Below are 14,302 nucleotides of genomic sequence, written 5' to 3' on the forward strand. Positions count from 1 at the left end.
AGCAGAGGCGCGTTCTTGTCGAGTTGCCCGTGGCGCAGATCGTGGGCGCCGCGCAAGTAGGCGTTCTAGATTGGACTTGCGAAGATGCAGCGGCAGCCTCCGCAGATCGTCGCCCGTGTGGCTTTTACGGCCTTGGGCGGCAGGCTTGCCAATCGCCCGCTCCACCTCCGATGCGAGCACAGACAGGTGTTCGGCTAGCCTGGCAAACAGGTAATGCCAGCGCCCGACGGGGTCAGCGCCGACAGTGCCAGCGTCCTGGCGGCCAGAGAAAGCGAGCGTCAACCTCCGCGCCCCACGCAGCACAAGTGCTTGCGCTGCGAATAGGGCGCGGTTGATGTTTTACAATCCAGGGCCGCTTCATCATCTGACGATTCGTGTACGCTCTCACGCGCTTCTTGCGCGGCTTGACGAACGGCTTCTGATGTCGGCTAAGCGCACGCACAACGCCGACGCGAGCGAAGATCGTCGGGCCTCCGAGATCGACCACCAGCATCAGCGCCTCGATGGCGGCCTGCCATTCCGGAGCATCATGCTCGGGCTTCGGCAGCTTCGTGATGACGGTGGCGGCGTCGTGCAGCGTGATCAGCTTGCGGCCATCTGGCAGTAGGATCGGATCGTCGAAAGTCCCCTGCCAGCCTTGGTTGTTCATTACGCTACTGCGGCTCGTGCTTGTCCGTCAGTTCTCGCGCCGCCAGGCTAAGCTCCAGCTCTCGAAGCCGCTCTATCAGCAGTTCGACGATCTGCTCGTAGTCGGAGGGCGACAGCGAATTCACACCACGCAACGTCATCTGGCCTTGGAGAATGGTCGCCATCATGGCTTTGACGCTCATGGGACCTCGTCTGAAATTAGATCGTCATAAGAACAATCTGAAGTAGACGCCAAACGTTAGGGATGCGCATCGCCGTAGAATTACGGGCTATGGCGAGGACCTTTGCACTGCACTGCAAACTCGACAACCATTTTGGCGCCGCTCGACAATTGAGCGCGAATAAGAAGCACGGGTTGCGTCCGTTGTTTTCGGGACGCGATTTGAGGCGTAACGAAAGCCGAATCGCGCTTGCAAACCTAAAAATTGGTTCTGCCTCATAATCATAATGACTCCGACGCAAAAATAGAAAATAGGGTGGAAAAAACAAAGATATTGGGAGGAGTAGGTGGATACTCTAAGTCGCCTGCGCGCGATGGCATCGCTGTGCCGTCAGACTGCTGCGCATCACCCTGATCGAAGTTGGAAACTGCTCGCCGAAGCTGAGTTTTGGGAGCATTTGGCCGATGATGCGCTGCGCGATCAGTCATGCACATCTGCCTTCCCGCTCCCAGCAATTGGAGATGATGCGAACACCACGCAATCGGCCCACAGTAGGGCGGCATGAGCGCTTTCGGTACCAAGTCCCCTTGACGGTCACAGCTAGCTCTCACTCTTTGCAGAGCGTTCTGTTCTAGGGAAGGAGATCTCAAATTTCCTCGCGGGGTACGAGCGAGTCAGCGGTTGGAATCGCAGTAGATCACGGAAAACGCTGAATTGAATTTTTTCGGCAGGGGTTGCGTTCATGGATAGCGTAGAGCGGTGCTTCGCCGCAGTGACGGCAATCGGTTTCTTTGTGACCGTCGTCGGAATGATATTGTTGCAAACGATGTGAGTTCTGCTTGGCCAGCTCGCGCCGCGCCGCGCAGCGGCAACGCACCTCCTTCAGCTAGGTGGTGCAGCGATGCGCGCCTGCGCAAGATCGACGCGGCTTGCTTCGCCAGGTTATTAGCCTCGCCCCGTAGCCGAACAACCTGCCGTTCAGGCTGCTGAGGTTATGGGGGCTCGGGCCCGGAGTGTCACCGCTGCGCTACACACGGGAGCACGCAGCGGCGCTGGTCCGCCCGAACAGAGGCGAGCGAAACAGTTCATTAGCTTTCTTGTGGCTTGCTGGGAGCCGTGCCGATTACCGCTGATTACGGCACACGGAATGGGAATGTCGGCCCCGGCTGTTTCTCCCAACCTGCGGCTGGGGCCGATTTGAACTTTCGCTGTATGGTTCAACCCGGTCCACAACCATATTTAGAGGCATAGCTATCGCGCTATTTGGGCTGAGCATTCTTTCGCAGCTCGATCAGGCGCTCTTTTACGGCCGAAATACTGACGCTGCGTTCAGGCTTGTGCGGGAGATTGGCCGCGGTTTTGGGCTGTAGGGCCGCCGCCCTGCATTCAACGGATCAGGCGTCGAACGACGGCTACTTCTTCAATAGTATTCCCATCGTTCGCGCCATTCGCCTCACCGACCCCGCATGGCGGCCCAGTTCGGTGGCTATCTTCGATACGCCAACGCCCTGCCGGGCGAGCCTGACCAAGCGTCGGATTTCCTGCTCGGCCCATTGCTTTGGCTTCGGTGCTTTCATGGTACGGCGCTCAGAACCTGCCGACCACTTAACCAGCGCGCCTAGTCGCCAACACTTGGGAAATTTACGGGTAGCGCCCCACCACGAGGCACAGCGGCACGGCGGATTTGGCCCTCGCGAGAGGGCGCGTAAGCGGCGTCCCGAGTATCCAGGACAGCACCGCGCTTATCCATTGTCGTGCTTCCCTTCACCAACCTCAGTGGCGATCCGGGACAGGATTATTTCGCACACGGACGGCCTGACAACAGATCTCTCGCGAATTCAGGGCAGCTTCGTTATCGCGCGCAACACGGCGTTCACCTACAAGGGCAAGTCGATAGATGCCCGCCAGATCGGGCGTGAACTCGGTGTCCGCTTCGCGCTCGAAGGTAGCGTGCAGCGCGTCGGCGATCAGGTTCGAGTCAATGCGCAGCTGATCGATACTGAAACTGGCGGCCATGTCTGGTCGGACCGCTTCGATCGTCTGCGGAGCAACTATCTGGAATTGCAAGATGACATAACCGGCCGGATCGCCCGCACTCTGGGATTGGAACTGGTTGTTCTAGCGGCCCGCAGCATCGAACTGGAGCACCAGACCAATCCTACCGCGTCGGACCTTGCTTTGCAGGGATGGGCTGCCGTGTACAAGCCGACCACGCCCGAGACGCGTGAGGAAGCTCGGCGCCTGTTTGAGCATGCGCTTGAGATTGATCCGCATACATTAAGGGCGATGACAGGACTTTCCCTGACACTAGCCAATCTGGTGATCAATGGACAATCCCCCGACCCGGCAGGAGATTTAAGTCGCGCCGACGAGCTCTCGCAGCAAGCAGTCGGGCTCGATCCGAATAATGCGGCCGCTCATGCGTTGCGCGCCCGGGCCCTGCAGGCACAGAGGCGGCAGAAAGAGGCCGCCGAGCAGTACAGGATCTCCCTGCAAATCAACGGCAATATAGCGACAACGACGCTTTTTCTTGGCGAGACGTTTGTCTTCACCGGGAAATCTCTTGACGCAATCCCGCTGTTCGATCGGGCCATTGAACTCAGTCCACGCGACCCGGGTCTTGGAACGTGGCAGTTTGAAATGGGGCGCGCGATGATCCTGCTCAGGCGCGATGATGAGGCGCTAACCTGGCTCAGCAGGTCGGTGGCGACGAATCCGAGACTGGCATATGGCCAACTTTACTACGCCGCGATCATGGCTATCAAAGACGACATAGCGGCTGCCCGCGCGGCACTCGCGGCGGCGGGTCGCCTGAATCCGAACTACACCAGTCTTGCGAAATTCCGGGCCACCGATCTGTCGGACGATCCTGCCTACGTGGAGCAGCGCGCTTACGTGGAAGGAGCGTTGCGCAAAGCGGGGCTACCGGAGCAGTGACTTCCGCATATGGCCCATCGCGTCCGTAGGCGCGGTGTAGCGGGATGTCAGTTCATAGGGGCAGACCGGAAGTTTGTAGCCGAGCGCCAGACGGTCGCTTTTGACCCATAGCGGGCGTCCATCGACTCCACCCGATATCCAGCTTGATCCTGATCAACATGCGATCCTTTCGCTAGAGCTAATGGAGACGTTGCGTAGCCCCCACTACGCGACCCCACCCAAAGCCGCTGGCTTCCCCAAGGGCTGGCGGCTTCCTTTTGTACGCATTTTTCCGGCCAGCCAAGAGAAGCACCCGCCTCCGGTTGACTACGTAGGTCCGCCCCAATTTGCGCCTGATCAATCTCGGGGATTTGCTCTATGCTCAACTCCTTGCCAAGCTACAAAACGGGGATGGTTGAACGGTGCTAGTCAATGCGAACGCTGCCACCCGCCAGCCTATTGACGGGCACCTCGCCGATCTCGCTGGCGAGCGCGTCTTCTGCAGCGAGTTCAAGTATCGCAAGGGCATCGAGATTTTTGGCGAAGGGGGGCACGCCGACGAATACGTCTACCAGATTACTTCCGGAGCGGTGCGGACGTATAAGATGCTCCCAGATGGTCGCCACCAGATCAATGCGTTCCACCTCCAGGGTGACATGTTCGGATTTGAGAATGGCGTCGCGCACCGGTTTAGCGCTGACGCTCTCGTCGAAACCCACGTTCGCATCATAAAGCGAGGCAGCATCCTCGATGCCATGCAAAATCGAGTAGTCAGCACAAAAAACCTCATTTGCTTTGTTACGCAAAACCTGCAGCACGCGGAAGATCACATGCTTCTCCTGGGGCGGAAGACTTCCCTGGAGAGAGTTGCCGCCTTCCTTCTTGAAATGGATGAACGGCTAGCACATCCCGCGATGATGTTGCTGCCAATGAACCGCCGCGACATCGCCGACTATCTCGGCATCACCTTGGAAACCGTCTCCCGCGCGTTTTCCATACTTCGAGACGAAGCGCTGCTGCGCTTTGACGGAAACATTCAGCGGCGGATCGAATTGCTAGATCGTCATGCTCTCGCGGAGTTCGACGCCTGACTTCCGGTAGCGAAGCGGCGACACGCCTCATTGAGGTCCATTCAACGGGGCATAGCAGACCCGAGCTTACGTTGAGTCCTTCGCATTTTGACCCACCTCAGACGCTAGCAATTCATAGCCCGCAAAAAAGCCCCGGCGAGCCGGGGCTTTGGTTTGCACAGACTGGAGCGATCAGTATCTCGCCGCGATCGGAGCCCCGTAACCACCAAAGCGATAGTTGAACCGAACGGTGACCATGTCCACGTCCTGGCTGATCCGGTCGTTGAGTACCGCCGCAAGGCGCGGATCGACCACGGAGAAGGAGTTATTTGCGTGCCCCATCCACAGGTGGTCGTACTCAACACCGACCGACCAGTTGGGCGTGAAGCCATACTCAAAGCCGACACCCAAGGTACCGCCCCAGCGCGTATTATCTGCCGAGACCAGACCGATCCCGGTGGTGTTGTCGAATATAGTCAAGCGATTGCTGGTCACAGCCGCACCGCCCTTCACATAGAGCAGCGCCGAATTCCAAGCCCAACCGAGTTGCCCGGTGAACAGACCGATGGCGTCAGTCTTTGCCGTGGTTGAGAGCGTCGGATTGAACAGGCTCACCCGCGTGTTCTTGAGGTCGGCCCAATCGCCTTGGGCTTCCAATCCGAACACAAACTGACTGGTTTGCCAGCGATATCCAATTTGCCCGCCGACGACGCCTCCCGACCGATCACCGCACCCGCTCGCGACCGTTCCAAGGGCAGTTACGAAATCCACGCAACTGTGGCTTTGGCCCCAACCGCCGTTGGCACCGATGTAGAATCCCGTCCAGTCATAGATCGGCGCGACCACCGGGGGCGGCGCCTTGGTGTAGGGACGGGCCGCCAGATCAGCCGCCGACGCAGGGGCGGATAGACCCACGGCCATCATCCCGGCCGCGGCAATCAGAAGCTTTTTCATTACGAGAAATCTCCCCAGAAAGAAGTTCAAAAAAGGCACGACGCCCACCTGAGGAATCAACGCTATCCCGTTCGCCTGAAGGTTGATGTAGCTAAGCTGCAACACTCGGCGCAGATATCTAGCGGAAATTCTTTATATATATTAAGAACTTGCTGGGAACCAAATGCACGTCAACGTGCATATTACGGGACTGTAGATCGCGATCGGGGCTTCCGGTCGCCGTTCGACTGTCGCATGGAACCCCGGCGCGAACCGGCGTCACAAGCCTGTGGCATGACCATTGCACAATGCAGGACGACTGGGATTTCAGCGCTCAGTTAGAGAATAAGCGCTGCCGGGACGCTTATTTCGAGCCCGGCGACGCTTCACTTCCTTTCGCTTGCGCCATCACTACGACGCATCTTGTTTCGACGAGCGGGGTATTCGGCGCATGACTTACGACACGGTAACAGTACATATGCTCCGCGACGTTCTAGACGACGTTCTTTCCAGTCCGTCATTCACTCGTCAGCAGCAGCGATCTGCGGTGGAAGTTGCCGAGCGCGTTCTCTTACTCGCTTCCCAAGGCGAGCGTGAACCGATCAGGATCAAACGACACCTGCTAAATGAGTTTTTGGCATCCGCTGCCAGCGAAGCCAACCGGGGCCGCCCCCTTCGCCTGATCGACGGTGAGCCTGCTAGGTGACCAAGTGCCGCTGGTAACGCCCAGCCGGTTCGATCGTGTCTGCCATGCCACCACTGCCGCTCATCGGAGCATTCCCTGCCCCCTGGCAGGTCGGCTTATGGCCCTTAGCGACAGAAGTTCATGTCCGCTCGCATGTCGGCGACCGAGGCAAGAGCGGACTCGTTGTGCTCAACGTGAGGTTTGTCGCTCGTGACCCAGAACGGACCTCGCGCCGTTTTGGCTTAGGTGCGGACATCAAGAATTTTGCACCAGAATTGCGGTCGAACAATTCCAACGGGTTGCGCAGCGGCGTCGTTTGTTGGTGGGTTGCGTCGCCGCATCAATGCGTTACCACGATGAAATCCGTGTCTTTTCCGGTCTCATGGCTAAATCCGTTGTCGGAAATAATCAATGAAGAGGCCGGCGTCAGAAGTTTAGAGATCCTCTCAACCGTATCCTGAGGTATTTCGATGCGGTTGAGGACAGCGTTGGCCTGATCGGGCGACGGTACCGATAGGGCGGTTTGCTTCACGGGCGCCTCGCGCCCTTTCGTGGCACCCTCGATGCGAGGAAATTCGTCCGGAATCGACACGACGGTCCAGCGAATAGCCGTTCCCTCGTTCTGGAATTCCATTGCGGTAAACACGTGTGTTCCCAGCGGCTCCTCCGAATTTTCGATCTTGACCGGGACATCAAACAACGGCGTGAATCCCTGACGCACGAACAGCTTGCTCAACTTACGACTGACGAAGATGGAGATTGGGACGATTTTTTTTGGCGCGCTTGCAGCGGGAACCGAGCCCGGCACCTGGAGACTGGCGGCTTCCGGAGTCTCCGCGTTTGACACCAGTGATCCCTGCGTTGCTGCGGCTGTACCGATGCTCTTGGTTGCGACGGTGGCAGTCTGGAATTCCGACGAAGCGGACGCGGCTTTCGCTTGAAAAAGATGCGGATTGGTTATCTCGACCGGCTGGACATCACCGTGCGCAATGATCACGCGCGTGCCGCGCTTCGTGAGATGCCAGAGTCGAACGGCAAAATCATTCTTCAAACGGATGCAGCCGTGTGACGCCGGATGCCCAGGCACGACACCGGCGTGCAACGCTATCCCTGACCAGGTGATGCGTTGCATGTAGGGCATGGGTGCGGCGCTATAAATATTTGAACGGTGCCATCGTTGTTTGCTGATAACGCTGAACACGCCGAGGGGCGTAGGATGCCCCTCCATTCCCGTGGACACCGAAGAGCGTGCAATCAGGGCGCCGTTGTCAAAAAGCGAGACTCGTTGGTCTGCTATTGAGATGATGATCTGGAGCGGGCCCTTCGGAAGGGGCTCGGGCGCGGTTTCAGAGTTTGTCTGCCGGTGGTGGTGCTTGTGAGCGTATTGGCCCGGCCAGAACGTGTGTTGGGGTTCAAACAGAAATTGAGCGTGTACGATCCCCGCAGGGAGCATGAAGATGGCGAATACAGCCGTTGTTATCGCGCGCTGCATTGCTCGTAATCCCTGAGCGAACATCGCCCGGTCCAATAGGCACGATTCCATCGTTTCGAAACGATGCGCGAAGCCGACGCCTGATGCGTCATCCCGACCAGCGCGCCAAGCCTCTCCTTCAAATCTGGTCGCAGTGGGTCGAAAATAGGACCGTACTCACAATTACGGTGGGAGTTGCCGTTGAGACGGGCGCAATTGCTTGTGATCGGCGCGTTGCAATCGGGCAACATGTTTTGGAGAAATTGACGAGCGGCCGTTTGCGCCATTGCGCGACCCACATTGATCCCAAGAATGAGCCTCTTCGCATGCTTGGCTTTTCTACACGGCTCCGGCGGAGCCTATGGAGGCGACGGCATCATGAACCCGCGGCGATTTGCGATAGTGGCGCCAACGTTTTGCGGGACGGTCGTTCTCGCGGGGGGGATCGTTGGCTGGCTGGCTGGCTTCGGTTCGGCCGGCACCGAGAACGCCCGCGCAGTGCCAATCGAGGACCGCGCAGCATCTCTCGCCGCCACCGCTCGGCTCGCGGATGAACCGCAGGCAATCGCAATGGCCAACGCCGTTGTCGCAAACACCGTTGTCGCGAACGCCACTGTCGCTAGCACCGAAGTGGCGACGGCCGCCGAACCCGCGGCAGGGACGACCACCGACACGACGGCGGTATCGGATAAGCCGGAATCGATCGTCGCGTTGCCCGATCCGTCGCAGATGCTGTCGGCCGATTTACCGCCTGTGCAGGAATCGGTGGGCTTGGGCCACCGTGATGTCGCCCAACCGGCGCCGACAAGGTGTGGTGCATCCGGCGGTTCCTCCAACTCGGGGCCGCAGGATTTTCGGTATCTCATTTGTTATGTCTGGTCCGAACTGCCGCCTGCCGAGAAGCCGGCTGCGATCGTCTTGCGTTCGTTCAAGGACATCCCGGTCGGAACGCCGGTGGAAGAGATCAAACGCGCGTCCGACGCTTTCGGTCTGGATTTCACTTTCATGAAGGCGGTGGCTAAGGTCGAGTCCGGTTTCGACCCCAAGCAACGCACCGGGTCGTATATCGGACTGTTCCAGCTGAGCAAATACGAGTTCGGCAAATTCGGCTCCGGAGACATTCTCAATCCCCGCGATAATGCCGTTGCGGCAGCCTACAAGGTCATCATCGAAGGCATTCTGTTTCAGTGGGTGACGCACAGGGAGCCGGACTTGAACGATCTCTACCTGATCCATCAGCAGGGCTGGGAGGGCGCCGCGGAGCACCTCAGCCAACCCAAGCGCATAGCCTGGAAATCGATGTGCGCCACCAGCGAAGGCAGGGAGAAGGGCGAAAAATGGTGCAGGCGCGCGATCTGGCGCAATACGCTTCCGGCCGTCAAAGAGGCGTGGAAATCGGTGGAGAAGCTAACGTCGGAGGCGTTCGTCGGAATGTGGCGCGAGCGGGTTGCTCATTTCTATTCGAAATACATGACCACCGCCACCGCCGATGCCGAGCGGGCGCACCAGTAAATTTCCGTTGAGTGTTTGGCAGGAGTTGCCGCACCCGCGGGCCGAGCGGGGCCTCACCGCCGCTGGTCGCGCGGATGCACTTTACGTCGTCAACGACGCGCTCGGGTCGTTCCTGCTGCGCGCTAGCGAGGTGATCGATCAGGTGCCGATGTCTGCTTGCGCTTCGCACGCGGCGATATGAGGGACCACATCGTTTCCCACAAAAACGACCACGGAGCTTCGTATGGGCGCTACGGAGCATTGCAGTGGTGGAGCTGGCTAAAATCAGCTTTTGCGAGATTTTCGGCGTCGTTCAGCTTTCGACTTTTGCAACACTATCGGCCCTTCGGCGACATGCAGATCTCGCCTTGTGTCCGCTTTGCGCCCAAGAGCGGCCCTCCCTTCTGGCCCATCGCTGACGTGCGACCCAAATGTTTTCAGATCCGCTAAACGCATCAAAAGGGACGTCGGCCATCGACCGACTTCTTTCATAACATCTCACTTGCGAATCCGCTCGTGGACGCGAAGCGGACATCTGGCGAGATAGTCGACAACGGCTAAGGACCAGAAGGCGAAGCCTGATTGATCTTGGGCAGGCGCATCAGGGAAGCCGTATTGACGCATTGATCCTCCGCCGTGGACTTGCGCAGTGTAGTTGTCGTGGGCGACAATGACGTAATCCGACGGGTACCAGGCTATGGTCCCTGCAACCCACTACGCCAAGAGCGGCGACGTTCACATCGCCTACCAAGTCGTTGGTGATGGGCCCATCGACTTGGTGCTGGTTCATGGCTGGATTTCTCATCTTGAGTACCAATGGGAAGATCCCGCATTAGCCAGGTTCCTCAACCGTTTGGCCTCTTTCAGTCGCCTCATCGTCTTTGACAAGCGCGGCACGGGCCTGTCGGACCGCGTCGCGGAGAGCGCGCTGCCCACCCTCGAAATGCGGATGGATGATATCCGCGCGGTCATGGACGCAGCAGGTTCAAATCGCGCCGTCATCTTCGGCATCTCTGAGGGGGGGCCGCTTTCGACGCTGTTTGCCGCGACCTATCCCGGGCGCACCGCCGCACTGATCATGTACGGCGCTTACGCCAAGTGGATTCGCACCGACGACTATCCGTGGGGCCCCACACGTGAGCAGCACGAAGCCGCCTTCAATGCTTACGAAAAGCATTGGGGAACACCGATCGGCCTCAAGACGCTGGCCCCCAGTGCTGCCAATGACGAACGGGTGCGTCAATGGTGGGCCCAGTTCATGCGCATAGCCGCCAGCCCAGGCGCCGGCATCACGCTCTATCGGATGAATGTCGAGGTCGACATTCGCGCGATCCTTCCGACGATCAGGGTGCCTACCTTGATCCTCCACAGGAGAGGCGATCGATTGCAGCCTTGCGAGGGCGCTCGCTACATGGCCGGGCAGATCCCGGGTGCAAAGTTCGTCGAGCTGCCCGGCGACGATCACATGCTCTGGATCGGCGATGCCGATTCGCTGCTTGCAGAGATCCAAGAATTTCTGACGGGCGAAACTCCGATGTTGGAGGCGGACCGCGTTCTCGCAACGGTCCTCTTCATTGATGTTGTCCAGTCGACCCAGCGCGCCACGGAGATCGGAGACTCACGTTGGCGCGACCTGGTCGACAACTATCATCAGCTCGTTAGCAAGGAAGTCGCGCGTCTCGGCGGTCGCGTCGTGAACACTGCCGGCGATGGTGTGTTCGCAACCTTCGACGGCCCGGCGCGCGCGATCAAATGCGCGCGCGCGGTCAGGGACGTGGTTGGCAGTTTGGGGTTGGCGATCCGCTGCGGTATTCATACTGGCGAGTGCGTAATTGAAGGCGACGACGTGGCTGGCATCGCTGTGCACATCGGTGCGCGCGTGGCAGCCCGCGCTGATCCTGGCGAGATACTTCTTTCCAGCACCGTGAAGGACCTGATCGCTGGCTCAAGAGTAGAATGCTCGGACCGGGGTTCTCATACTCTCAAGGGCGTCCCCGGCCGCTGGCGGCTTTTCGCAGTTCAAGAATGTGCACGTTAGGCCTTGTCGGTTGCGGAAAGCACCTGCTTCGGGTCAACAAGCGACTTGGCCGGATGGCGGGTCCTCGCGCAAAGCGGACATTCGGTCGGACCGGCAGTTCGCAAAAGAGTGGGTCCTATCATCCGCTTGCTGACAAATTTTCGGCAAAGCGACCACGAAACATGAGCAATTTGCGGACTGACGCACCGCGGCAAGGTGCCGCTATCCGATCAGAAGCGCTGCGAAAAAGTTGATCCGCGCGAGTCTGGTTTCGGCCGATCGTTCGGATAAGCTTGCAACAATTGCGGAAAGATCAAAAAGCTTCTTGGGAGGAAATGATGCTCGACACCACGCTTAACGCGCGCATCCAGGCCTTTCTCGACAAATTCGAAGCGGCGCTTGTGGCGGGCGACCTGGACGCCGCCGTAGCGATGTTCGCACCCGAGTGCTACTGGCGCGACCTCGTTGCCTTCACCTGGAACATCAAGACCATGGAAGGTCGCGATCAGATCCGCGAGATGCTCAACTCCTGCTTGGCACAAGCAAAGCCACGCAATTGGAAAATAGCCGACGCGGAAAGCGCTACTGAAGCCGACGGCGTAATCGAATGCTGGATCACGTTCGAGACCGAGGTCGCGCGCGGCTACGGTCTAGTCCGTCTCCAGAACGGCCAGATCTGGACGCTTTTGACGACGATGGTCGAACTGAAAGGTCACGAGGAAAAGGCGGGCTTCACCCGGCCGCTTGGTGCCCGCCATGGCGTCAATCCCGGCGCCAAAACATGGAAGGAATTGCGGGACGAGGAAACCGAGCAGCTCGGCCTTAAGACGCAGCCGTACGTGCTCATCATCGGCGGCGGTCAGGGTGGCATCGCACTCGGCGCGCGGTTGCGCCAGCTCGGCGTGCCCACCATCATCGTCGAGAAGAACGCCCGTCCCGGCGACTCCTGGCGCAACCGCTACAAGTCGCTCTGCCTGCATGATCCGGTCTGGTACGATCATTTGCCGTACATCGACTTTCCGAAGAACTGGCCGGTGTTTTCGCCCAAGGACAAGATCGGCGACTGGCTGGAGATGTACACCAAGGTCATGGAGCTGAACTACTGGACCGGCACCACGGCCAAACACGCTGACTGGGACGACGCCAAAAAGGAATGGACGGTTGTCGTCGAGCGCGATGGCAAGGAGATTACGCTCAAGCCGAAGCAGCTGGTTTTCGCGACCGGCATGTCCGCCAAGCCGAACATGCCGCAATTCAAGGGTATGGACACCTTCAAGGGTGAACAGCACCATTCCTCGCGCCACCCAGGTCCCGATCGCTACAAGGGCAAGAAGGTCGTCGTGATCGGCTCGAACAATTCGGCACATGACATCTGCGCCGCGCTGTACGAGGCCGGCGTCGACGTGACCATGGTGCAGCGCTCGACCACCCATATCGTGCGCTCGGATTCGCTGATGGCATCCATCGCGGACCTCTATTCAGAGCGCGCGGTCCGCGGTGGAATGACGACAGCCAAGGCCGATCTGATCTTCGCTTCGCTGCCCTACAAGATCCTGCATCAGTTGCAGAAGCCGGTTTATGACAAGATCCGCCAGGATGACGCCGATTTCTATGCAGGGTTGACGAGAGCCGGTTTTCGGCTCGACTTCGGCGACGACGATTCCGGTCTGTTCATGAAGTACTTGCGTCGCGGCTCGGGCTACTACATCGACGTTGGCGCCTCGCAGCTCATCATCGACGGAAAGGTCAAGTTGGTCGCAGGCCAGGTCGAGGAAATCACGCCCAATGGTGTCAGACTCTACGACGGGAAGGAGCTGCCCGCCGATGTGATCGTCTACGCCACCGGCTACAGTTCGATGAACGGCTTTGTCGCCGACCTGATCAGCCGGGACATGGCCGACAAGGTCGGCAAGGTCTGGGGACTAGGCTCGAATACCACCAAGGATCCCGGCCCATGGGAAGGCGAACAGCGCAACATGTGGAAGCCGACGCAGCAGGAAGGGTTATGGTTCCACGGCGGTAACCTGCACCAGTCGCGTCACTACTCGCAATTCCTGTCCCTACAGTTGAAAGCTCGCTATGAGGGCGTTCCGACCCCGGTCTATGGCCTGCAGCCCGTTCATCACAAGGCATAAAGCTTCGTAGCACATGGTTGGGTTCGCGGTTTGGCGTGGCCCATTGCCGCATGGGCCTGACAAGCTCGTGCGGACCCCGCATCGAAGATCCACTGGTCCGCTGCGCCAGCTTTAGCGCCTGTGTCGCGTCGACCGGTTGAGCCGGCAATGCAAGGCGGAGATCAAGATAGATTTCGGCCCGGTGTCTAGTTTGAGGTCGGTCTATGGCCGACTTCTTCCATAACAACTGATGTGCGCATTGTGGCTTATCTCGCCTTGTTTGCTTTGCGGGCTCCGGTGGTCCGAAAACCCAATTGTCACATAAAGATCGGATGGGTGAAGGCGCGGCTGTTTCTGTCGATACTCGGCTCGCAGCCGGCTTCTTTCGCTTTGCGTGTTCTACTTCCGAAGGCCTTTTGCGCCCGTCTGAAGGCCGGTATCGTTGCTGCGAAAGCCGTGTCCCTTAGGTCCCGGCAGCAGTCGCGGGGGAATAGATGCAAAAGAACGGCGCGGCGATCGTCTTCAGCGCAGGCGACTTGGTCGGGCACCTGAATTGTCGTTACCTTACGTACCTCGATCTCAAGGTCGCGCAAGGCGAGCTGGCGAGGCCAAGGGTCCGCGATGACCCAACTCTCGATGCGCTGACAGAGCGCGGCAAGATCCACGAGCGGGGCTTCGTCGACCATCTTGCCGAGCAGGGCGGCTCCGTCGCTAGGCGATGGTCCGCGGCGACGCAGTGATCGTCCAAGCGGCATTACAGGATGGACATTGGAGTGGTCGCGCCGATGTGCTGCGT

General features: G+C 59.1%; 10 protein-coding genes and 1 pseudogene. 6 read left to right on the forward strand and 5 right to left on the reverse strand.

Annotated elements, in window-relative coordinates:
• Positions 1-232 precede the first annotated feature (232 nt).
• Both AAFG50_RS09300 and AAFG50_RS09305 read right to left on the reverse strand, forming a co-directional pair.
• Positions 233-649, reverse strand: a complete 417-nt coding sequence (locus AAFG50_RS09300; RefSeq protein WP_063778795.1) for a hypothetical protein — start codon at positions 647-649, stop codon at positions 233-235.
• Between the two features lie 4 nt (positions 650-653).
• A complete protein-coding gene (locus AAFG50_RS09305) occupies positions 654-830 on the reverse strand; it encodes a hypothetical protein (RefSeq protein WP_166466000.1) in 177 nt (58 codons plus the stop codon).
• Positions 831-2,585: 1,755 nt separating this feature from the next.
• On the opposite strand from AAFG50_RS09305, the gene AAFG50_RS09310 reads away from it, so the two are divergent.
• The 3 genes and pseudogenes from AAFG50_RS09310 (at position 2,586) to AAFG50_RS09320 (ending at position 4,816) form a co-directional block, all read left to right on the forward strand.
• Positions 2,586-3,746, forward strand: a complete 1,161-nt coding sequence (locus AAFG50_RS09310) for a tetratricopeptide repeat protein (RefSeq protein ID WP_052118474.1) — start codon at positions 2,586-2,588, stop codon at positions 3,744-3,746.
• 401 nt (positions 3,747-4,147) lie between these two features.
• Positions 4,148-4,429, forward strand: a pseudogene (locus tag AAFG50_RS09315) (cyclic nucleotide-binding domain-containing protein); the annotation flags it as partial.
• 126 nt (positions 4,430-4,555) lie between these two features.
• On the forward strand, positions 4,556-4,816 hold the full coding sequence (locus AAFG50_RS09320) for a helix-turn-helix domain-containing protein (protein ID WP_311997635.1): 261 nt from the start codon (positions 4,556-4,558) through the stop codon (positions 4,814-4,816).
• 171 nt (positions 4,817-4,987) lie between these two features.
• Here AAFG50_RS09320 and AAFG50_RS09325 read toward each other — a convergent pair whose 3' ends face one another.
• Complete coding sequence (locus tag AAFG50_RS09325) at positions 4,988-5,749, reverse strand: porin family protein (RefSeq protein ID WP_028176054.1); 762 nt, start codon at positions 5,747-5,749, stop codon at positions 4,988-4,990.
• Between the two features lie 1,004 nt (positions 5,750-6,753).
• Positions 6,754-7,905, reverse strand: coding sequence for a L,D-transpeptidase (locus AAFG50_RS09330; RefSeq protein ID WP_028176055.1), 1,152 nt, complete (start codon positions 7,903-7,905; stop codon positions 6,754-6,756).
• Between the two features lie 291 nt (positions 7,906-8,196).
• On the opposite strand from AAFG50_RS09330, the gene AAFG50_RS09335 reads away from it, so the two are divergent.
• From AAFG50_RS09335 to AAFG50_RS09345, 3 genes are all read left to right on the forward strand, one after another.
• Complete coding sequence (locus tag AAFG50_RS09335) at positions 8,197-9,396, forward strand: transglycosylase SLT domain-containing protein (protein ID WP_028176056.1); 1,200 nt, start codon at positions 8,197-8,199, stop codon at positions 9,394-9,396.
• 676 nt (positions 9,397-10,072) lie between these two features.
• A complete protein-coding gene (locus AAFG50_RS09340) occupies positions 10,073-11,413 on the forward strand; it encodes an adenylate/guanylate cyclase domain-containing protein (protein ID WP_028176057.1) in 1,341 nt (446 codons plus the stop codon).
• A 317-nt stretch (positions 11,414-11,730) separates the two neighbouring features.
• Positions 11,731-13,527 (forward strand): NAD(P)/FAD-dependent oxidoreductase, encoded by a 1,797-nt coding sequence (locus tag AAFG50_RS09345; protein ID WP_028176058.1) that lies wholly within the window; start codon positions 11,731-11,733, stop codon positions 13,525-13,527.
• Between the two features lie 296 nt (positions 13,528-13,823).
• Here AAFG50_RS09345 and AAFG50_RS09350 read toward each other — a convergent pair whose 3' ends face one another.
• Complete coding sequence (locus AAFG50_RS09350; RefSeq protein ID WP_161533436.1) at positions 13,824-14,192, reverse strand: hypothetical protein; 369 nt, start codon at positions 14,190-14,192, stop codon at positions 13,824-13,826.
• Positions 14,193-14,302 lie beyond the last annotated feature (110 nt).

Origin of the sequence: Bradyrhizobium sp. B039 (assembly GCF_038965675.1) — a bacterium.
In the GTDB taxonomy this organism is placed as follows: domain Bacteria; phylum Pseudomonadota; class Alphaproteobacteria; order Rhizobiales; family Xanthobacteraceae; genus Bradyrhizobium; species Bradyrhizobium diazoefficiens.

Excerpts from the sequence above, each read along its gene's own strand:
- AAFG50_RS09300 (WP_063778795.1), bottom strand. The coding sequence starts at position 649 with ATGAACAACCAAGGCTGGCAGGGGACTTTCGACGATCCGATCCTACTG.
- AAFG50_RS09305 (WP_166466000.1), bottom strand. The coding sequence starts at position 830 with ATGAGCGTCAAAGCCATGATGGCGACCATTCTCCAAGGCCAGATGACG.
- AAFG50_RS09320 (WP_311997635.1), top strand. The coding sequence starts at position 4,556 with ATGCTTCTCCTGGGGCGGAAGACTTCCCTGGAGAGAGTTGCCGCCTTC.
- AAFG50_RS09325 (WP_028176054.1), bottom strand. The coding sequence starts at position 5,749 with ATGAAAAAGCTTCTGATTGCCGCGGCCGGGATGATGGCCGTGGGTCTA.
- AAFG50_RS09330 (WP_028176055.1), bottom strand. The coding sequence starts at position 7,905 with ATGCAGCGCGCGATAACAACGGCTGTATTCGCCATCTTCATGCTCCCT.
- AAFG50_RS09335 (WP_028176056.1), top strand. The coding sequence starts at position 8,197 with ATGAGCCTCTTCGCATGCTTGGCTTTTCTACACGGCTCCGGCGGAGCC.
- AAFG50_RS09340 (WP_028176057.1), top strand. The coding sequence starts at position 10,073 with ATGGTCCCTGCAACCCACTACGCCAAGAGCGGCGACGTTCACATCGCC.
- AAFG50_RS09345 (WP_028176058.1), top strand. The coding sequence starts at position 11,731 with ATGCTCGACACCACGCTTAACGCGCGCATCCAGGCCTTTCTCGACAAA.
- AAFG50_RS09350 (WP_161533436.1), bottom strand. The coding sequence starts at position 14,192 with ATGGTCGACGAAGCCCCGCTCGTGGATCTTGCCGCGCTCTGTCAGCGC.